We start from the raw sequence: 19,376 nt of genomic DNA, 5'->3' as shown, positions 1-19,376 counted from the left end.
TAGGCAAACCCTCCTGCTTCAGGCATATAATTTGCTTAAGTTGGCGCCCTTGGCGCCCTGGTAGTAAATGGCGCGCAGTGCGCCGGCGAATAAGGTGTTTAGCCCTGCCATGAAACCTTCGCTAGTCTTGAGAATGGGCCAGCAGCTGACGATGACCCCGCAGCTGCAACAGGCAATCCGTTTACTTCAGTTGTCGACGCTGGATCTCCAACAGGAGATTCAAGAGGCGCTGGAGTCGAACCCGATGCTGGAACGGCAAGAGGAAGGCGACGATTTCGATAACGCCGACCCTTTGGCCGATAACATAGATCAAAAGCCCAACGCCGATGTTCAGGAGCCGACCTATCAGGAGTCGGCGCCGACTGTGGACAATCTTGAAGAAGGCGACTGGAGCGAGCGCATCCCCAACGAGCTGCCCGTCGACACTGCGTGGGAAGACGTTTATCAGACCAGCGCCAGCAGCCTGCCCAGCAACGATGACGATGAGTGGGACTTCACCACCCGCACCTCGGTTGGCGAGAGCCTGCAAAGCCACTTGCTGTGGCAGCTGAACCTGGCGCCGATGTCGGACACCGATCGCCTGATCGCCGTGACCCTGATCGACTGCATCAACAACCAGGGCTATCTGGACGAGACACTGGAAGAGCTGCTCGACGCTTTCGACCCTGAACTCGACATCGAGCTGGACGAGATCGAAGCGGTTTTGCATCGTATTCAGCAGTTCGAGCCTGCCGGCATTGGCGCTCGCAACCTGAGCGAATGCCTCCTGTTGCAGCTGCGACAGTTACCGGCCAAGACCCCGTGGCTGGCCGAAGCGCAGAAGCTGGTCGGTGATTACATCGATCTACTGGGCAGCCGCGATTACTCACAGCTGATGCGCCGCATGAAGCTCAAGGAAGATGACCTGCGTCAGGTCATCGAGCTGGTCCAGAGCCTCAACCCCCGCCCCGGCTCGCAGATCGAATCCAGCGAACCTGAATATGTCGTCCCTGACGTCATCGTGCGCAAGGACAACGAGCGCTGGCTGGTGGAATTGAACCAGGAGTCCGTTCCACGCTTGCGGGTCAACCCGCAGTACGCCGGCTTTGTGCGTCGTGCCGATACCAGTGCCGACAACACCTTCATGCGCAACCAGTTGCAGGAAGCGCGCTGGTTCATCAAGAGCCTGCAAAGCCGCAACGAAACGCTGATGAAAGTGGCCACTCAAATCGTTGAACATCAGCGTGGCTTTCTGGAGTACGGCGACGAGGCGATGAAGCCGCTGGTCCTGCACGACATCGCTGAAGCGGTGGGCATGCATGAATCCACGATCTCGCGCGTTACGACGCAGAAGTTCATGCACACCCCACGCGGAATTTACGAGCTCAAGTATTTCTTTTCCAGCCACGTCAGCACCTCGGAAGGCGGCGAATGCTCGTCAACGGCCATTCGCGCGATCATCAAAAAACTGGTCGCCGCGGAAAATCAGAAAAAGCCGTTGAGTGACAGCAAGATCGCTGGTTTACTGGAAGCACAAGGCATCCAAGTGGCCCGTCGCACAGTCGCCAAGTACCGCGAATCCCTGGGGATTGCGCCGTCCAGCGAACGCAAGCGACTGATGTAAGGTCATGCGTCAAAGCGTTCCAGCGGCAGGCACTACGCCTGCCTCTTAATGCACTGGCAACGAAGGAGAAGCTGTATGCAAGTCAACATCAGTGGACACCAGCTGGAAGTGACCGAACCTCTGCGTACCTACATCGGCGAGAAGCTCGCCCGATTGGAACGCCACTTTGACAAGATAACCAACGTACAGGTCACCATGGAGGTCGAGAAGCTCAAGCAGAAAATTGAAGCCACCTTGCATGTGCCTGGCGCAGAAGTGGTTGCCAACGCTGAACACGACGACATGTACGCCGCCATTGACCTGCTTGCCGACAAGCTTGACCGCCAACTCAAAAAACATAAGGAAAAACAGCAAAGTCTGCTGCAAGGCGCGACTGCTCGCTGATACTCCCCACTCATGATCCGACTTGAAAACATCCTGACCCCTGGCCGTTCACTCGTGAACGTGCCAGGCGGCAGCAAGAAAGCCGTACTCCAAAACATTGCCAAGATGATCGGCAGAGAAGTGCCCGATCTCGACGAAGAGGTGGTGTTTGAAAGCCTTATTGCCCGTGAGAAGCTGGGTTCGACCGGCTTTGGCAACGGCATTGCCATTCCTCACTGCCGCTTGAAGGGCTGCACCACACCCGTGAGCGCAGTTCTGCATCTCGAGAAACCCATTGACTTCGACGCCATCGACGGCGCGCCGGTCGATCTGCTGTTTGTGCTTCTTGTGCCTGAAGCGGCGACCGACGCTCACCTCGAGCTGCTGCGTCAGATCGCCAGCATGCTTGATCGCGAAGACGTGCGTAAAAGCCTGCGCGGCGCCAAAACCAGCGAAGATTTGTATAACGTCGTCCTCGACGCCCAGAACGGTCACTGACCATGCGCATGATCATCGTCAGCGGTCGCTCCGGCTCCGGTAAGAGCACGGCTCTCGATGTCCTCGAAGACAGCGGCTTCTATTGCGTCGACAACCTCCCTGCGGGCCTGCTTCCGGAGCTTGCCGAACGCGCGTTGATCAACACCGAGCTGGCGGAGCCGCTGTTGGCGGTTTCAATCGACGCACGCAATTTGCCGAGTCACCTGACCCGATTCCCGCGCATGCTCGAAGAAGTCCGCGCGCGGCACATCCAGTGCGACGTGCTCTTTCTGGACGCGGATGAAGCCACCCTGCTCAAACGCTTTTCCGAGACACGTCGTCGTCATCCGCTCAGCACGGCCACGCGTTCATTGGCAGAAGCCATCCGCGACGAGAAGACCCTGCTCGGCCCGATCATCGATCTGGCTGACCTGACGGTCGACACCACCCACCTCAATCTTTATCAGCTGCGCGACATTCTTAAACTGCGGCTGCTGAACAAGCCTGAGCCAGGCACGGCGTTCCTCATCGAATCTTTCGGCTTCAAGCGTGGTATGCCCGTCGACGCTGATCTGGTCTTCGATGTGCGCTGCCTGCCCAATCCGTACTGGAAGCCCGAACTGCGCGAGCAATCGGGCCTCGACAAGCCAGTGGCTGAATACCTGGCGGCCCAGCCGGATGTCGAAGAGATGTTTCAGGACATCTTTTCATACCTCAACAAGTGGTTGCCGCGCTTCGCCGCCAGTAACCGCGCCTACGTCACAATCGCCATTGGCTGCACGGGCGGGCACCACCGCTCCGTCTACCTGACCGAACGCCTGGGTCAGGTCCTGCAGCAATCGCTCAAGAATGTTCAGGTTCGCCACCGCGACCTAAGCTGAAAGGACCTCCATCGCGATGCCCGCTCTACAAATCACCATCATCAACAAGCTGGGTTTGCACGCCCGTGCCGCAGCCAAATTCGTGGGCGTCGCCGGCAAGTACCCATGCCAGATCAGGGTCGGCCGCACGCCAGAGTCCATGGTCGACGGCAAAAGCATCATGGCCGTCATGATGCTCGCTGCTGGCAAGGGCACCGAGATCCACCTGGCAACTGAAGGCGAGGAGGCAGATGCTGCGCTCAAAGGCCTGACGGATCTGATCAACAACAAGTTCGACGAAGGCGAATAAACCTCTCCCCTGAGCAAAGCCCTCCTTCCTGCCTGAGATGATCGATGCCACTGACAGCCATGCCTCCCGACGCGCGAGGGGTCAGATCAGGGTCCGAGAAGATACTGATGCTGGGCAGCGTGGTGGCCGTGGCGGCTATTCTGGCCATCGTGGGATGGCTGCTCTTTCGCGAACTCGGCACTGCCAGCGAGGCCGCCGTGCGCTCGGCAAACAATGTCGTGCAACTGATCGACGCCGACGTGCAGCGCAATGCCGAGCTGTACGACACCTCTCTTCAGGGCTTGATCGCTGCATGGCGCCGGCCCGACCTCATGACCATTTCCCCGGAGCTACGGCAATTGGTCCTGTTCGATCGCGCCACGGCTGCCCCCTATAAAGGGGACCTGGTGCTGCTTGACGATACTGGCCGGATCATCGCCGATTCCACATCGCTCATACCACGGCAAGACGATTTTTCGGATCGTCCGGGTTTTTCCGACCTCAAGAACAGTGGCTCGCTGGCGTTGCGGGTGGACGGGCCTTTTCTTTCGCGCTGGGGTTTCAAGGACCTCTGCATCAGTTTAAGCCGCCGTCTCCCGTCTGATGATGGCAGGTTCGTCGGGGTCGCCAGCGCATCGATGCGGCTTTCCTATTTCGATCAGTTGTTCCGCACCCTCGACATCGGGCCGACCAGCACGGTTAACCTGCTCAGTGCAGAGGGTGTATTGCTTGCGCGTCAGCCGGATGACAACACCCGGACATTCATCGGCCAGAATTTCAGCATGCGACCGAACTTCAAACGGATCCTGAAAGAGGTTAATGGCAGTTTTGCGGCAGTTTCCGAGCTGGATGGCGCGCAACGCCTTTATACCTTCTCCCGTGTGGGCGACTTGCCGTTGATTGTCGTGGTGGCCCAGTCACGGGACGATGTCTACGCCGTATGGAAACGCAATGCACTGTTGGTGGCAGGCGCGACCGGCCTGCTCTGCCTCGGGATTGTGTGGCTGTCATGGTTACTCGGCCGGCAGTTGCGCCTTCGTCATAAGGCGGAGCGTGAACTGGCCGGCCTGGCCGCGACCGATGGCCTCACCGGGCTGGCGAATCGGCGCAGGCTGGATCAGGTCCTGAAGCAGGAATGGGCGCGAGGTATACGCACGGGCAGGCCGCTGGCATTACTGATGATTGATGTGGACCACTTCAAGGCTTTCAACGACCGGCATGGGCATCACGGTGGCGATGTCGCACTGCGCAGCGTTGCCCAGACCCTTGCTGCGAACATTCGCAGGCCCGGGGATCTGGCGGCGCGCTATGGCGGTGAGGAATTCATGATCGTGCTCCCTGAAACGGACAAGTCCGGTGCATGCGTAATCGCCGAAAAACTGCGCCTGGCCGTCGAAGGTCTTCCGCCGTTCGCTGATGACACCGTACCTATCACCATCAGCATCGGCGTCGCCACGCATCTGCCAGCGACCCACGACTTGCCCGAGCCACTGTTTCACGCTGCCGACCGAGCGCTTTATCGCGCGAAGAAATATGGCAGAAATCGCGTGGAGGTCGAACCCTACGTTCATCCAGACGCCGAACGCCAGGCATAAAAAAACGCCAGACTGGCTGGCGTTTTTTCGAGCTACTGCAACTTACTTGTTGGCAGCACGAACGGTGTCACGCAGGGCTTTGACCTTGTCGTGGTTCGCCTGCACGCCCTGCAGCTGACGCTGGATCAGGGCAGTGACGTTGGCTGGCAGGTTCTTCTCGGTGGCTTCCTGTGCAGCTTTTTTGTAAGCCTTCAGGGCGTGGTCTTCACCGCTTTCGACTTCGTTGAGAACGGCTTCGTCGCTCTTACCGGTCAGGGCACTTTTCAGGTTTACCCACAGACGGTGTGCGCCGCCAGCGACGCTCGAGGAATCTTCTGGGTCGCCGCCCAGTGCACGCACTTCGGCTTGCAGCTCGGCAACAGAGGTTTTGCAGCCGGAAGAGCGGGAAAGCAGGTAAGCCTTGATTTCTGGGTTCTTGGCGTCTTCAGCAGCAGTGTGGAAACCTTTTTCACCGTCAATGCTGGTCTCGATCAAGTCATTCAGAACAGAGATGGCTTCTTTGTTGATATCCGACATTTTGCGGTTCCTTTCTGGCAGGTTTATCAAAGGTTCGATTAAGCGAAACGCTCTATGCAAGTAATATTGCACTGTGCATGCCAGCTTTTCCGCAAATGAAATATCCTTTTATTTCAGTCACTTATACTTATCAAGCGACAGTTGCACCGCGCTTTCTGCATGATCTGTATGTTTTCGCAATTGCAGAATGCACGTATTGTCCGGATTCACCCCAATGGATATGCGGTTTTGCATGGAACCTGAAAAACTCAAACTGCTGGTCGTCCGTGAGATGCCGTTCGGCAAGTATCAGGGCCGCTTATTGGCCGACCTCCCCGGCGACTATCTGAACTGGTTTACGCGGCAGGGTTTCCCTGCAGGCGAGCTCGGCAGCTTGCTGGCACTTATGCACGAGATCGACCACAACGGACTCTCGGCATTGCTCGACCCCCTGCGTACACGTCCCCGCGAGCCCTTGCGCAGCGGCCCATCGAAAGCCCCCATACGCTTCAACTGAATGGCCAATGACCACAGCGAGCAGCCTGATGAACAGCACAGCATACGCGACACCGGAAACAGTGGATGAGCAGGCTCGGGACGAGGAGTTCTGGGGGCAGATTGCTGCGCAGTATGATCTGGAGCCTGGCCCGGTCAACTTTGAGCACGGCTATTTCGGCCGCATGACCCGCGGGGCACTTCAGGACTACGAGCAAAACCTTGCTTACGTCAACCGCAGCAACTCGGTCTATGTGAGGCAACAGTTCGACACACTGGACAGCGAGACCATCCGCGCCGACCTTGCAAGCCTGCTCAACGTGCCCGTGCGGGACGTCGCCTTGACCCGCTCCGCATCCGAATCGGTACAGTCGCTGATTCGCAACTACAACGGCCTGGCTCCCGGTGATCAGGTGCTCGTAAGTGACCTGGATTACAACAGCGTTCAAACCGGCATGCGCTGGCTGGCGAAGAACCGTGGCGTGGAGGTGATCGAAATCACCCACCAGCACCCTGCCAGCCACGACGCGCTATTGCAGGCCTACCGTGAAGCATTCGCTGCCCATCCCCGCCTCAAGCTGGTTGCACTGACCTACGTCACCCACCGGACCGGGCTGGTGATGCCGGTCAAGGCAATCGCTGAGCTGGCCAGTGATCACGGCGTGGAAGTGATTCTTGACGGCGCTCATGCGCTGGGTTTACTGGATTTCGAGCTCGCGGACCTGAGCGTCTCGTTTGCCGGGTTCAATTTGCAGAAGTGGATAGGCGCACCGTTGAGCCTGGGCTTTATCTACGTAAAGCAGGCGCGCCTGAGTGCTATTGATCCGGACATGGCGGACGAACGTTATGGGGCGGACGATATTCTCGGACGCGTCCCGTATGGCACGCCGAATATTCCAGCACTGATGACGCTGCCCAAAGTCTTCGCAGACCACCGTGCCATGGGAGGTGCGACCGCCAAGGGTGCCCGGCTGGCTTACCTGCGAGACTGTTGGGTGACTCAGGCGCGAGCAATTGAGGGCATTGACGTGCTCACGCCGGACGATCCTCGGCTGTATTGCGGCATTACCTCATTCAGGTTCAGCCGTCACGCCGATCAGGAACGCATGGTTAAACGCCTGCTGGATGAGTACGGAATCTTCGCGGTGACGCGGGAAGGGTCGGCTTGCGGGACATGCATTCGCATCACCCCGGGCTTCACCACCTCCATCAAGGACATTGAACACTTGGTCTCCGCATTGCGCGCCCTCGCCTGACCCTGCATGAATAGCCTGACCAAGACGACCCCTTAACCAAAAAAAAAAACGGCGCCTCCATCACGGAGACGCCGCATAAACCATCGAGAAACGAACTACAAAGGAGCGGCAAAGATAAACGTCCTCGCGAGACTTCGCGGGGTACATATTTATGTCGTGCAGAAAAACTCGAAAAAAAAGCGGCGCTCCCGACCAAGGAGCACCGCTAAATAGCCATGCAACAACAACGACTTCTGCAGCAACGCCCCGCAGAGCGTTTCAATCCAATCATATTCAGTATTTAACCAGCCTTCACTTGAACGAAGGCTGAAGGGCCTTGCACCTGTGCGCCAGCGCTTGGGCTCAGTCGAATAAGGCAATCGCCTCGGCCGTGGCGTCGGTAATGCGCTGCCAGTCGCCGTTCTTCACCCATGCGTTGTCGATCATCCAGGTACCGCCCACGCACATCACGTTCGGCAGCGCCATGTAGCTTTTCAAGTTGGCCGCGCTGACGCCGCCGGTTGGGCAGAAGCGGACTTCCGGGAACGGGCCGCCCAACGCCTTGATGGCACCCACACCGCCGCTGATCTCTGCGGGGAACAACTTGAAGCGGCGATAACCCAGCGCATACCCGATCATGATTTCCGAAGCGCTGCTGATTCCCGGCAGCAAAGGCAATTCGCTCTGCGCGCCGGCTTCCAGCAAATCCTGAGTGCTGCCAGGCGTGACGATGAACTGGGAACCCGCCTCTTCCGCGGCCTTGAGCATGTGACGATCAAGAATGGTCCCGGCACCCACGCTCATCTCCGGACGCGCGTCACGCAGCATGCGGATGGCCTTCAGCCCAAACTCCGAGCGCAGGGTGATTTCCAGCGCATTCAGACCGCCTGCGGCCAGGGCGTCGGCCAGCGGCAAGACATCCTGTTCGCGGGCGATGGTGATGACCGGGAGAATCTTCGCTTTCGCGCAGAGCGCGTCGATCTGGGCAATCTTGCTCGCCATGCTGTTCAACGGCTGCTTCACTTGGGTATTTTCCATGGCGGCTGATCCTTTGCTTATGGGCACCAGTAGATCTCTAGAGACGGGTTGAGGAACGCACGCACGGGCATTTCGGCGAGGTCATCGCCTGCCAGGGCCGCGCGCAATGTGTCGAGTTTGGCCTGCCCTGAAACGGACAGGATGGTGGTCGCTGCCGACGCCAGTACGGGCCGGGTCAGGGTCAGACGCTGATGCGGGACGGTCGGCGCGAGCATGGGCAGGCAGCGACGATCACTGTTGAGGTCCAGCGCTTCCTTCAGATGCGGACTCTCGGGGAACAGCGATGCGGTGTGGCCGTCGTCGCCCATCCCCAGAATCAGCACGTCGATCTTCGGCAGCTCGGTGAGGGCCTTGTCGGTCTCGGCCGCGGCTTCATCCACCGTCGTCGTCGCACGGTACAGGCTAAAGAAACCCGCCTCGGCCGCCGGGCCCTGAAGCAGAAAACGCTTGAGCAGGCCTTCGTTGCTGTCGGCGTGCTCGGTCGGCACCCAGCGCTCGTCAGCCAGAGTGACGCAGACTTTCGACCATTCAAGTGGCTTCTGGGTCAGCGCTTTGAAAAACGCCACCGGACTTTTGCCACCCGATACCACCAGCGTGGCCGTGCCGTGGGGATTACTGGAAATCGCAGCACCCAGGCGCTCAGCCACGTGATCGGCCAGCGCGTTCGCAAGCACTTCAGAATTATCGAATTCGTGAGTCTTCAGACCCGCCGGAAATTCAAGTTCACATATCGCCATACCAGGACCTCCCGTCACGCGTAATCAGAGCGATGGAGCTCATCGGCCCCCATGAACCGGCGGGATAAGGCTTGGGCGCGTCGCCCGCCTTCTTCCAGCCAGCGATCAACTGGTCGCACCATTGCCATGCGTATTCAATTTCATCTTTGCGGACAAACAGATTCTGGTTGCCTCGCATGACCTCAAGCAGCAAACGCTCGTAGGCGTCCGGTACACGCGCGCTGCGGTAGGCATCGGAAAAACTCAGCTGCAACGGGTTACTGCGCAGCTGCATACCTTTGTCCAGGCCTTGATCCTTGGTCATCACTTGCAGCGAGATGCCTTCATCGGGCTGCAGGCGGATGATCAGCCGGTTGCTGATCTGCAAGCGCTGTTCGGGGGCGAAGATGTAGTGCGGCGGCTCTTTGAAGTGGATCACGATCTGCGACAGTTTTTGCGGCATGCGCTTGCCCGTGCGCAGGTAGAACGGCACGCCTGACCAGCGCCAGTTACGGATGTCGGCGCGAATCGCGACGAACGTCTCGGTGTCGCTTTGGGTATTGGAGTTTTCTTCTTCAAGGTAACCGGGCACCGGTTTGCCGTCGCTGTAGCCGGCGATGTACTGCCCGCGCACCACTTGCGTGGCCAGACGCTCCGGCGTGAACGGCGCCAGTGCCTTGAGCACTTTTACCTTCTCGTCGCGGATGCTGTCGGCCGAGAGGTCGCTGGGCGGGTCCATCGCGATCAGGCAGAGCAATTGCAGCAGGTGGTTCTGAATCATGTCGCGCAACTGGCCGGCCTGATCAAAATAGCCCCAGCGCCCCTCAATGCCAACCTTCTCTGCCACGGTGATTTCCACGTGGGAGATGTGGTTCTGGTTCCACTGCGTTTCGAACAGACTGTTGGCGAAACGCAGCGCAATGAGGTTCTGCACCGTGTCCTTGCCCAGGTAGTGGTCGATCCGGTAGATACGGGTCTCGGGCAAATACTGCGCGACGGCATCATTGACCCTACGCGACGAGGCGAGGTCATGCCCGATGGGCTTTTCCAGCACGGCGCGAGTACGCTCGGTCAAGCCGACCAGCGCGAGGTTTTCGCAGATGGCGCCATAGACCGACGCGGGGGTCGCGAAGTAGGCAATCATGGTCGGCGCGTCGCCTACGGCTTCAGCCAGCGCGACGTAATCGTCGCCCTTGAGGAAGTCCACGTGCAGGTAACTCAGGCGAGCCTGAAAACGCTCCACGTGCTCGGTCTCAAGCTGCGCCTCGGGAACGAAGCGACGCAGGCTTTTATCGATGTAAGCCAGGTGCTCTTCAGGCGTCCCGGGCTCACGGGCCAACGCAATAATTCGGGTCTCGGCATGCAGCAGTCCAGCTCGATCAAGCTGGTACAACGCAGGAAACAGTTTGCGTACCGCCAGGTCACCCAAGGCGCCAAACAACGCAAAAGTGCACGGTTCAACCGTAATCGAGAGCATAATGTTGGTTCTTTTATCAAGTTAGGCTACAAATACCTTTTTTAAAGGCGTTACTCAAGGCCAAATGTAGTAATAACCACAACATCCCCACCAAAACCACATTAGAGTGGTGATCACCACAGGCCCTCAGTACGATAGGCCACCTTTGCGACAGGCTAAAGGCCCAAATTCCGACTCTTTTAATAAAGGCCCGCCGACCGGCCTGTTGCCGTTTCATCAGAAGGACAATCAATGGACCGCGTACGCAATCTTCTGGAGCAGATCCAGAGTCGTCTGGAAGAGCTGAACAAGGCCGAGCGCAAGGTCGCTGAGGCGATTCTGAGCAATCCCCAACAGGCCACCCGATTCAGCATCGCCGCGTTGGCGCAGGCCGCGAAGGTCAGCGAACCGACGGTCAATCGATTCTGCCGCTCGTTCGATGTCAGCGGCTATCCCGAGTTGAAGTTGCAGCTGGCGCAGAGCCTGGCCAGCGGCGCCGCCTACGTCAGCCGCGCGGTGGAAGCCGATGACAACCCGGAAGCCTACACGCGGAAGATCTTCGGCAGCGCGATTGCCTCCCTCGACAGTGTCTGTCAGGTGCTTGACCCGAATCTGATCAGCAAAGCGGTCGATCTGCTGATACAGGCCCGTCAGATCCACTTCTTCGGCCTTGGCGCGTCTGCGCCGGTCGCACTGGATGCGCAACACAAGTTTTTCCGCTTCAACCTGGCCGTTACCGCCCATGCCGACGTGCTGGTGCAGCGCATGCTGGCGTCGGTCGCGCACACGGGCGAGCTATTCGTCATCATCTCGTACACCGGGCGTACCCGCGAGCTGGTGGAAGTGGCACGCATCGCCAGGGAAAACGGCGCGTCAGTGTTGGGCCTGACGGCTGCCAACTCGCCCTTGGCGAAAGCCAGCACGTTGAGCCTGAACATACCGCTGCCGGAAGACACCGACATCTATATGCCCATGACCTCGCGGATCGTGCAGCTGACGGTTCTGGATGTTCTGGCGACGGGCATGACGCTGCGCCGGGGCGTCGACTTCCAGCCGCACCTGCGCAAGATCAAAGAGAGCCTGAACGCCAGCCGCTATCCGGCGGACGATGAGCTGAATTGAGCAAACGCTGAGTTTGCAGGACCGCGCTTGTCCGTGATTAGGCATTCCGGCTTTCCACATCTCAATGGCTTGAAAAGCTTTCGCGAGCAAGCTCACTCCTACAGTTCCAGTCCCTGACCAAGGATTTTGGGATCACAAAATACCTGTGGGAGTGAGCTTGCTCGCGAGGCGGTGGATCAGGCAGATATAACCGCGCTGACACACTGCGTTCGCGGGCAAGCGCGCTCCTACAGGGGTTGGCCGTGATCAATAATTTCGGGACCGCAAAATACCTGTGGGAGTGAGCTTGCTCGCGAGGCGGTGGGTCAGGGAGAGATAACCGCGCTGACACCCTGCGTTCGCGGGCAAGCGCGCTCCTACACTGGTTGGCTGTGATCGAGAATTTTCGGTACGAACAAAATACCTGTGGGAGTGAGCTTGCTCGCGAACGCGGTGGGTCAGGGAGATATAGCCGTTCTGACACCCTGCGTTCGCGGGCAAGCGCGCTCCTACAGGGGTTGGCTGTGATCGAGAATTTTCGGTACGAACAAAATACCTGTGGGAGTGAGCTTGCTCGCGAATGCGGTGGATCAGGCAGATATAACCGCGCTGACACCCTGCGTTCGCGGGCAGGCGTGAGCCTCTTTTGGCCGTGGATGCCGATGGATAGCTTTTTACGTCGCTCAGTGGACCAACGTGGCTTGCAGGCTCAGCGTGGCGTGCTGACCCGGTGCCAGGCTCAGGCATTCATCCACACCAGACGCCGCTTCTACCCGTAGAAAACCCATGGCCTCTTCGCCTCCTACACCGAGTAAGGGTCGGTTGCCGGGATGCCAGACCACCGTCCTGTCGCTGTCGCCCGTGTCGATGCTCAGACTTCGCTGCCAGGCGTCGTCTCGCAGTTCGAGTACGCCTGCGTGCTCGAAGACGCGCTGACAACTGCCCAGAATGCGCAGATCGCCTTCGTGCTCACAGGCGCTGCGGGTCAGCTCGTCGTAGCCGTGCGTCCCCTCAAGGCCCTGCAATGCGACATCTGCCACATCGCTGATCCGCCAGTAGGGATGAAACCCGTGACCAAAGTGACAAACCTCGCTGTCCTGGTGCCGCGTCGTCAAACGCAGATCCATCCCCTGCCCCAGCTCTGCATACAAGTCTGCCTGCCAGTCCCACAGCTTCAGCTGCCAGTGTAATGTCACACCCCCGGCGTGCTCTTGGCTGTCCACAAGCTTCCAGTCCAGCAAGCGCCCCCAGCCATTTGCAGGCCAGCCGCTTTCTCCCGGATGCCGCCCCACCCATGGCCAACTGACCGGCACACCGCCGCGTATCGCGCCGACCAGAGGCCACTGCGCGGCACACCATAACCACGGTTTCTGCCCGCAAGGCTCGAAATGCAGCAACTGGGCGCCCTGCCGACTGAACACTGCCCGACACTGCTCGTGATTGATAACGAGCACATCGCGCTGTTGATAGCGCTCCCACTGAAAAGTCGGCTGCGGGCGGACCGCGGTGAAAAAACGCTGGAGAGGATGCTCGATCGAGCCGGTTTCGCTGAAGGGCATCGGTATGGCGCTCCAGATGGCAGTTACTCAGGCGAGAAAAAATGCTTCCGAACAGAAACGTCGGTGGCGAAAAGTACGCAAAAAAAAACGGGCAGCCTGGCTGCCCGTAAAGCACACACGACCTTTGATCGTTTGTGAAGCGCGGAGGAGCGTCCGCCTTGCGTTAGAACTTCGACTGAATCTTGATACCGGCAACCAGTGCGTTCTGGACATCGTCCACGCCGCCCGGGCTCTTCACATATTGCAGGTTGGGACGCACGGTCAGCCAGTCGGTTACATGCACGCCGTAGTAGATTTCCGAGTTGTATTCGGTCTTCTGGATCGGCAGGTAGCCTGGGTTGTCGTAGTCTTCGATACCGTTGACGGCGTTAACCAGACGACGGTTGTCCTGCGCGTCATCGTTGACGTGGATACGTGCGACGCCAACACCGATGTCATCCTTTGGACGTGCATCGAATGGGCCTTTGTAGACGAAGCCGATCTGCTGGTAGTTGTCGACGAAGTTGGTCGCTTTGTCATGCACAGTCGCGTTGGCGAAGATGCTCAGACCACGCGACGCGTCGCCGTTGTGGGCAGTCAGCTGCTGCTGCGCAACGACCCACCAGCCGTGCTTGTCTTTGTGCGACTTGAAGTCACCGCCGGCAGTTGCCTGAGGCTGGCCGTTCTCGTTCTCGTAGAGATCGTCTGCGCTCGGGTTGCTCACGTAGTAACCCAGACGGTATTCGCCTGGCAGCGAGTTGACGCTTGGCGACCACACGACTTCAACCGGTACGACGGTGCCTTTGGAGCCACTGCCGCTCAGCTTGAAGCTGTTGCCGGTTTCGAGGTACGAAGGGTTCTGCTCGTAGACACCGATCTGCGCGAACAACTCAGGCGTGATGTTGTACTTGACGCGAGCTGCCCACTGGCTGACAGGCCAGTTGTACCAGGTGTTTACGTAGTTACCGACCTGCGAGCCGCAGAACGAAAGGTTCTGGAAGTCGCATGGAAAGCTGTTGAAGTCTTCGCCTTCACCGAAACGGCCGACCTTGATGTCCAGCTTGCCGTCGAAGTACTTCTGCTTGACCCACATCTGGGTCAGGCGCCAGGTCTGACCCCGGCCCCAGACTTCCTGGGATGAGCTGAGCGTGCCGGCACGCGGATCGCCGATACGGTCATTGGAAATGTTGTTGCCGCTACGCTCGGTGATCGCGAGTTTGAATTCCGCATCGTGCCAGCCGAGGATCTTCTGCAGGTCCATCTGCACGCCGAACGCAAACTGGTCGCTGTAGCGGCCGGTACGGTCGTCGTTGTAACCACCGTTGAGGTTGGAGGCGGCTTCGCCCACGTATTCAATCGGGAAATCGTAGCCCTTGTCATACAGCTCCTGGCGCAGACCGCCCCAGTCGCCCGTCATGTGCTCGCTGGCCTTGAACGGCTCCATCGCGGATGCCGATCCGGAAATAGTCAACGCGCTCAGGACAGACAACCCACCGATCAGCTGAAACTGGTTCAGCGACTTGTTACGTACCTTCTTCATCCCTTAGATCCTCGTTTTATTGTTATTAGCTTTTTGAACAGCGTTGAACCACTTACTTCGTGTGCATGACGGGCTTGGTACGGCAGACATCCACCCATCATATGTGCTCGTGGGCGCAGTGCTCCTGCACCCTGGGGGGGTCAGTTACGGTTAAGCCGCGTGACATTCCCCATGTTTTCAGTTGGCTGACTTGCCGCCAGAACCCCAAGGCGTTCGCCGGTTTTGGCGTCGAACAGCAGAACCTTCGCCGGATCGAACTGCAACGTCAAGGTCTCGCCCACGGCAGGCGCAATGTCCGGCGCCAGACGGCAGCAGACCTTGCTCTCGTTCAGGGTCACAAATACCAGCGTGTCCGGACCGGTTGGCTCGGTGACCTGGACTTCCGCGCGAATGGTCGGCAGCGTCGCAGCATCACCGGACGCTAGCACGATCTGCTCGGGACGGAGACCCAAAATCACCTCACGGTCTTCAAGGCCCGCATCGTTCATGCTCATGGGCAGCTCGCAGCGCGCCTGACCGCTGTCGAGCAGCGCGACGAGACGACCATCCTTGCGCTGCAGACGCAGAGGGATGAAGTTCATGGGCGGTGAGCCAATGAAGCTCGCCACGAACAGGTTCGCCGGGTCGTTGTAAATCTGTTTGGGCGTGCCGAACTGCTGGATGATGCCGTCTTTCATGACCGCAACCTTGTCACCAAGGGTCATCGCCTCGATCTGGTCGTGGGTGACGTAGACCGTAGTGGTCTTGAGGCGCTGGTGCATTAGCTTCATTTCGGTCCGCATCTCGACGCGCAGCTTGGCGTCGAGGTTGGAAAGCGGCTCGTCGAAGAGGTAGATTTTCGGACGACGGGCCAGCGCCCGGCCCATGGCCACGCGCTGCTGCTGGCCACCGGAGAGTTGCCCCGGCTTGCGGTTGAGCAGGTGCTCGATCTGCAGCAGTTTGGCAACCCGCGCGACTTCAGCGTCAATGTCAGCCTGGTTCATCTTGCGAATCTTCAGACCGAACTCGATGTTCTCGCGCACGCTCATGGTCGGGTACAGCGCATAGGACTGGAACACCATGGCGATGTCACGATCCTTGGGGCTCATGCCGCTGACGTCCTGATCGCCAATCATGATCGCGCCGCCGGTAATGTTTTCCAGCCCGGCGATGCAGTTCATCAGGGTCGACTTACCGCAGCCCGAAGGGCCGACCAGAATCAGGAACTCGCCTTCTTTGATGGAGAGTTCAATGTTCTTCAGGGTGTCCGGCAGACCGGCCCCATAAGTCTTGTTTACATTGCGTAGTTCAAGCGTTGCCATGATTACCCCTTGACTGCGCCGGCCGTCAGCCCGCGCACGAAATACTTGCCTGCGACCACGTAGACCAGCAGGGTCGGCAGCCCGGCGATCATCGCCGCCGCCATATCAACGTTGTATTCCTTCACACCAGTACTGGTGTTGACCAGGTTGTTCAGCGCAACCGTGATCGGCTGGGAATCCCCACTGGAGAACACCACACCGAACAGGAAGTCGTTCCAGATCTGAGTGAACTGCCAGATCAGGCAGACCATGATGATCGGTGTCGACATCGGCAGAATGATCCTGCGGAAAATAGTGAAAAACCCGGCACCGTCAAGGCGCGCCGCTTTTACCAGCGCATCCGGAATGCTGACGTAGTAGTTGCGAAAGAACAGCGTGGTAAAGGCCAGGCCGTAGACGACATGGACGAATACCAACCCCGTCGTTGTGCTGGCCAGCCCCATTTTGCCGAGCGTGAACGACGCTGGCAGCAGGACCGTCTGAAACGGCAGGAAGCAGCCGAACAGCAGCAGGCCGAAGAACAACTGCGAACCGCGAAAGCGCCACATCGACAGCACATAGCCGTTCAGCGCGCCGATGGTGGTGGAGATCAATACGGCCGGCACAGTAATCAGGAACGAGTTCCAGAAGTAGCCTTTTACCGTCGCCCAGGCTTTGATCCAGCCAATGCCTGTCACTTCGGTGGGCCAACTGAGCAGGTTGCCGCTGCCAATGTCTTCCGGTGATTTAAAGCTGGTCAACAGCATGACCACCAATGGCACCAGATAAATAAAGACAGCGACGATCAGCACCGCGTAGATAGCCACGCGACTCAGGCTGAGGGCTGGCTTGTTGGCGAAACTAGTCATTGCGCTTGGCCCTTAGCTCGGAATACAGATAAGGCACGAGGATGGCGAGGATAGCGCCCAGCATCAGAATCGCACTGGCGGAACCCATGCCCATCTGGCCACGGCTGAAGGTAAACGAGTACATGAACATGGCAGGCAAGTCGGATGAATAACCCGGGCCGCCGGCCGTCATGGCGGCAACCAGGTCGAAGCTCTTGATTGCGATGTGCGCGAGAATCATCACCGCGCTGAAAAACACCGGACGCAGGCTTGGCAGCACTACCTTCCAGTAGATTTTTGGCATGCTCGCGCCGTCGATCTGCGCGGCGCGGATGATCGATTGGTCGACCCCGCGAAGGCCTGCCAGGAACATCGCCATGATGAAGCCCGACGCTTGCCATACCGCAGCAATCACCAGGCAGTAGACAACGCGGTCGGGATCGATCAGCCAGTCCAGACGGAAGCCTTCCCAGCCCCAGTCACGCAACAGCTTGTCCAGACCCATGCCAGGGTTCAGCAGCCATTTCCAGGCGGTACCGGTGACGATCATCGAGAGCGCCATCGGGTAGAGGTAAATGGTGCGGATGAAGCCTTCACGCCGGATACGCTGATCCAGGAAAACCGCGAGCAGCACGCCTACCACCATGCTGATGCCGATGAACATGCCACCGAACACCGCCAGGTTTTTACTGGCCACCCACCAGCGGTCGTTGTCGAACAACCGGGCGTATTGCGCCAGCCCCACGAATTTGTAGGTCGGCAAAAAAGTCGAGTTTGTGAACGACAGAACGAACGTCCACAGGATATAGCCGTAGAAGCCCACCAGTACGATGAACATGCTGGGCGCCAGCACCAGTTTGGGTAGCCAGCGCTGCAGTGCATCGAACGGCGAGGCTTTGCTGAACACAGCAACAGAACTCATGGTGAAATCCAGTACAGAGAATATGAATTACGAACGCCACCTGTAGGAGTGAGCTTGCTCGCGGATACGTAATGTCTGATACAGCAACTTAGGCTGACACGACGCTATCGCAAGCAAGCTCACTCCTACGGGTAAACCGCGTTGTTACTTGGCAGACTTGATCGCTGCGCCCAGTTTCTTCGCCGCGTCAGCCGGATCGGCTTTCGGGTCGTTGATGTAGTTGGTCACAACGTCAAAGAACGCGCCCTGTACCGCCAGCGTGGTGGCCATGTTGTGGGCCATGCTTGGCTGCAGACCGCCGGATTTGGCATCTGCCAGGAAGTCCTTGGCAGCGGTCTGGGCACACGAGTCGAAACCGTACTTGCCCATGTCGGCGAGCATGTCGTTACGAACCGGGATCGAGCCCTTGTTGATGCTGAAGACTTTCTGGAAGTTTTCACCCAGCACGACTTTGGCGATGTCCTGCTGACCGGCAGCCGTACCGGCATCTTTCTGCTTGAACACAGCCAGTGAGTCGATGTTGTAGGTGAACGCCTTGTCGGTACCCGGGAACGCTACGCACTCGTAGTCTTTGCCGGCGACTTTCTTGGCGGCAGTCCACTCGCTCTTGGCCCAGTCGCCCATGATCTGCATGCCGGCCTTGCCATTGATGACCTTGGCAGCTTCCAGGTTCCAGTCCTGGCCTTTGCCGTCGGCATCCATGTAGGTGGCGACTTTCTTCAGTTCGGTGAGCGACTTGACCATCTCTGGACCGGTCAGCGCAGCGTTGTCGAGATCGACCAGTGCCTTCTTGTAACCGTCGGCGCCCATCACGGACAGAACAACGGCTTCAAAGACAGTGCTGTCCTGCCAAGGCTGACCACCATGGGCGAGAGGGATGAAGCCCGCAGCCTTGAGCTTGTCGCCCGCTGCGTAGAATTCTTCGAGGGTGGTAGGGGCTTTTTCGATACCGGCTTTCTTGAAGACTTCCGGGTTGATCCACAGCCAGTTCACACGGTGGATGTTGACCGGCACGGCAACGTAGTCGCCGTCGTACTTGACGGTGTCGGAGACTTTCTTGTCGAGCAGGCTGTCCCACTTCTCTTCTTTCGAGACGTTTTTCAGCACATCGGTATCAAGCAGGCCGGTAGACGCCCATTCCTGAATGTCCGGACCTTTGATCTGGGCAACACCGGGCGGGTTGCCGGCAACCGCGCGGCTTTTCAGCACGGTCATTGCAGTGGAGCCGCCGCCACCGGCAACAGCGCCGTCTTTCCAGGTGAAACCGTCTTTCTCGACTTGGGCTTTAAGCACATCGACGGCCGCTTTTTCGCCACCGGAAGTCCACCAGTGCACGACTTCAACGGTGCCTTTGGCATCAGCAGCCATGGCGCTCAGAGGGAACAACGAGGCGAGAGAAATAAGTGCAGCGAGACGGGAAATCGAATTCATATTTGACCTTTCTTGTTGTTATGCATGAGCAAGTCGTGGCGCTTGCGCTGCGTGGATTCTAACCAAGGGGCTAGAGCGGACGGTAACGAAGGGA

General features: G+C 58.6%; 19 protein-coding genes. 9 read left to right on the top strand and 10 right to left on the bottom strand.

The window, feature by feature from the left end:
- The first annotated feature begins 109 nt into the window (after positions 1-109).
- The 6 genes from QRN48_RS13550 (at position 110) to QRN48_RS13525 (ending at position 5,187) form a co-directional block, all read left to right on the top strand.
- Positions 110-1,603: an RNA polymerase factor sigma-54 gene (locus QRN48_RS13550; RefSeq protein ID WP_191942948.1), complete on the top strand. Its 1,494-nt coding sequence runs from the start codon at positions 110-112 to the stop codon at positions 1,601-1,603.
- A gap of 75 nt (positions 1,604-1,678) precedes the next feature.
- Positions 1,679-1,987 carry a ribosome hibernation-promoting factor, HPF/YfiA family gene (gene hpf, locus QRN48_RS13545; RefSeq protein ID WP_037014798.1) on the top strand — a complete coding sequence of 103 codons (309 nt, stop codon included), beginning with the start codon at positions 1,679-1,681 and terminating at the stop codon, positions 1,985-1,987.
- Between the two features lie 12 nt (positions 1,988-1,999).
- A complete protein-coding gene (ptsN, locus tag QRN48_RS13540) occupies positions 2,000-2,464 on the top strand; it encodes a PTS IIA-like nitrogen regulatory protein PtsN (RefSeq protein WP_037014804.1) in 465 nt (154 codons plus the stop codon).
- Between the two features lie 2 nt (positions 2,465-2,466).
- Positions 2,467-3,324, top strand: coding sequence for an RNase adapter RapZ (gene rapZ / locus QRN48_RS13535; protein WP_037014813.1), 858 nt, complete (start codon positions 2,467-2,469; stop codon positions 3,322-3,324).
- 16 nt (positions 3,325-3,340) lie between these two features.
- A complete protein-coding gene (locus QRN48_RS13530; RefSeq protein ID WP_037014815.1) occupies positions 3,341-3,613 on the top strand; it encodes an HPr family phosphocarrier protein in 273 nt (90 codons plus the stop codon).
- A gap of 44 nt (positions 3,614-3,657) precedes the next feature.
- Positions 3,658-5,187 carry a sensor domain-containing diguanylate cyclase gene (locus tag QRN48_RS13525; protein ID WP_191942947.1) on the top strand — a complete coding sequence of 510 codons (1,530 nt, stop codon included), beginning with the start codon at positions 3,658-3,660 and terminating at the stop codon, positions 5,185-5,187.
- 42 nt (positions 5,188-5,229) lie between these two features.
- Here the strand turns inward: QRN48_RS13525 and QRN48_RS13520 are convergent, their stop codons facing one another.
- Positions 5,230-5,703 carry a PA2169 family four-helix-bundle protein gene (locus QRN48_RS13520; RefSeq protein WP_037014826.1) on the bottom strand — a complete coding sequence of 158 codons (474 nt, stop codon included), beginning with the start codon at positions 5,701-5,703 and terminating at the stop codon, positions 5,230-5,232.
- Positions 5,704-5,935: 232 nt separating this feature from the next.
- Here QRN48_RS13520 and QRN48_RS13515 point away from each other — a divergent pair, with 232 nt between their 5' ends.
- Positions 5,936-6,199, top strand: coding sequence for a DUF3820 family protein (locus QRN48_RS13515; protein ID WP_285351125.1), 264 nt, complete (start codon positions 5,936-5,938; stop codon positions 6,197-6,199).
- A gap of 28 nt (positions 6,200-6,227) precedes the next feature.
- On the top strand, positions 6,228-7,433 hold the full coding sequence (locus tag QRN48_RS13510) for an aminotransferase class V-fold PLP-dependent enzyme (RefSeq protein WP_285351122.1): 1,206 nt from the start codon (positions 6,228-6,230) through the stop codon (positions 7,431-7,433).
- A gap of 342 nt (positions 7,434-7,775) precedes the next feature.
- Here the strand turns inward: QRN48_RS13510 and QRN48_RS13505 are convergent, their stop codons facing one another.
- Genes QRN48_RS13505 through zwf form a run of 3 tightly spaced genes read right to left on the bottom strand, consistent with a single transcriptional unit; the run spans position 7,776 to position 10,643 of the window.
- Positions 7,776-8,450 carry a bifunctional 4-hydroxy-2-oxoglutarate aldolase/2-dehydro-3-deoxy-phosphogluconate aldolase gene (locus QRN48_RS13505; protein WP_037014828.1) on the bottom strand — a complete coding sequence of 225 codons (675 nt, stop codon included), beginning with the start codon at positions 8,448-8,450 and terminating at the stop codon, positions 7,776-7,778.
- A 17-nt stretch (positions 8,451-8,467) separates the two neighbouring features.
- Positions 8,468-9,187: a 6-phosphogluconolactonase gene (gene pgl, locus QRN48_RS13500; protein WP_285351120.1), complete on the bottom strand. Its 720-nt coding sequence runs from the start codon at positions 9,185-9,187 to the stop codon at positions 8,468-8,470.
- A complete protein-coding gene (gene zwf, locus QRN48_RS13495) occupies positions 9,174-10,643 on the bottom strand; it encodes a glucose-6-phosphate dehydrogenase (protein ID WP_037014832.1) in 1,470 nt (489 codons plus the stop codon). The genes pgl and zwf overlap by 14 nt, the downstream gene beginning before the upstream one ends.
- Before the next feature lie 231 nt (positions 10,644-10,874).
- On the opposite strand from zwf, the gene QRN48_RS13490 reads away from it, so the two are divergent.
- Entirely contained in the window at positions 10,875-11,744 is an 870-nt protein-coding gene (locus QRN48_RS13490) for a MurR/RpiR family transcriptional regulator (RefSeq protein ID WP_037014835.1), read from the top strand.
- Between the two features lie 662 nt (positions 11,745-12,406).
- Here the strand turns inward: QRN48_RS13490 and QRN48_RS13485 are convergent.
- The 6 genes from QRN48_RS13485 to QRN48_RS13460 form a co-directional block, all read right to left on the bottom strand.
- Entirely contained in the window at positions 12,407-13,282 is an 876-nt protein-coding gene (locus QRN48_RS13485; protein WP_191943101.1) for an aldose epimerase family protein, read from the bottom strand.
- A gap of 163 nt (positions 13,283-13,445) precedes the next feature.
- Positions 13,446-14,801: a carbohydrate porin gene (locus QRN48_RS13480; protein ID WP_037014837.1), complete on the bottom strand. Its 1,356-nt coding sequence runs from the start codon at positions 14,799-14,801 to the stop codon at positions 13,446-13,448.
- Between the two features lie 140 nt (positions 14,802-14,941).
- Positions 14,942-16,102, bottom strand: a complete 1,161-nt coding sequence (locus tag QRN48_RS13475; RefSeq protein ID WP_191942944.1) for an ABC transporter ATP-binding protein — start codon at positions 16,100-16,102, stop codon at positions 14,942-14,944.
- Positions 16,103-16,104: 2 nt separating this feature from the next.
- Positions 16,105-16,950 (bottom strand): carbohydrate ABC transporter permease, encoded by an 846-nt coding sequence (locus QRN48_RS13470; protein WP_037014842.1) that lies wholly within the window; start codon positions 16,948-16,950, stop codon positions 16,105-16,107.
- Entirely contained in the window at positions 16,943-17,851 is a 909-nt protein-coding gene (locus QRN48_RS13465) for a carbohydrate ABC transporter permease (RefSeq protein WP_037014845.1), read from the bottom strand. Before QRN48_RS13465 ends, QRN48_RS13470 begins: the two co-directional genes overlap by 8 nt.
- 144 nt (positions 17,852-17,995) lie before the next feature.
- Complete coding sequence (locus QRN48_RS13460) at positions 17,996-19,282, bottom strand: ABC transporter substrate-binding protein (protein ID WP_037014847.1); 1,287 nt, start codon at positions 19,280-19,282, stop codon at positions 17,996-17,998.
- Between the last annotated feature and the right edge of the window lie 94 nt (positions 19,283-19,376).

The organism is Pseudomonas sp. ME-P-057 (genome assembly GCF_030208975.1).
Taxonomy (GTDB): Bacteria; Pseudomonadota; Gammaproteobacteria; order Pseudomonadales; family Pseudomonadaceae; genus Aquipseudomonas; species Aquipseudomonas lutea.
The sequence above is the reverse complement of the archived record's forward strand: the minus strand, read 5'-3'. Positions and strand labels throughout refer to the sequence as shown.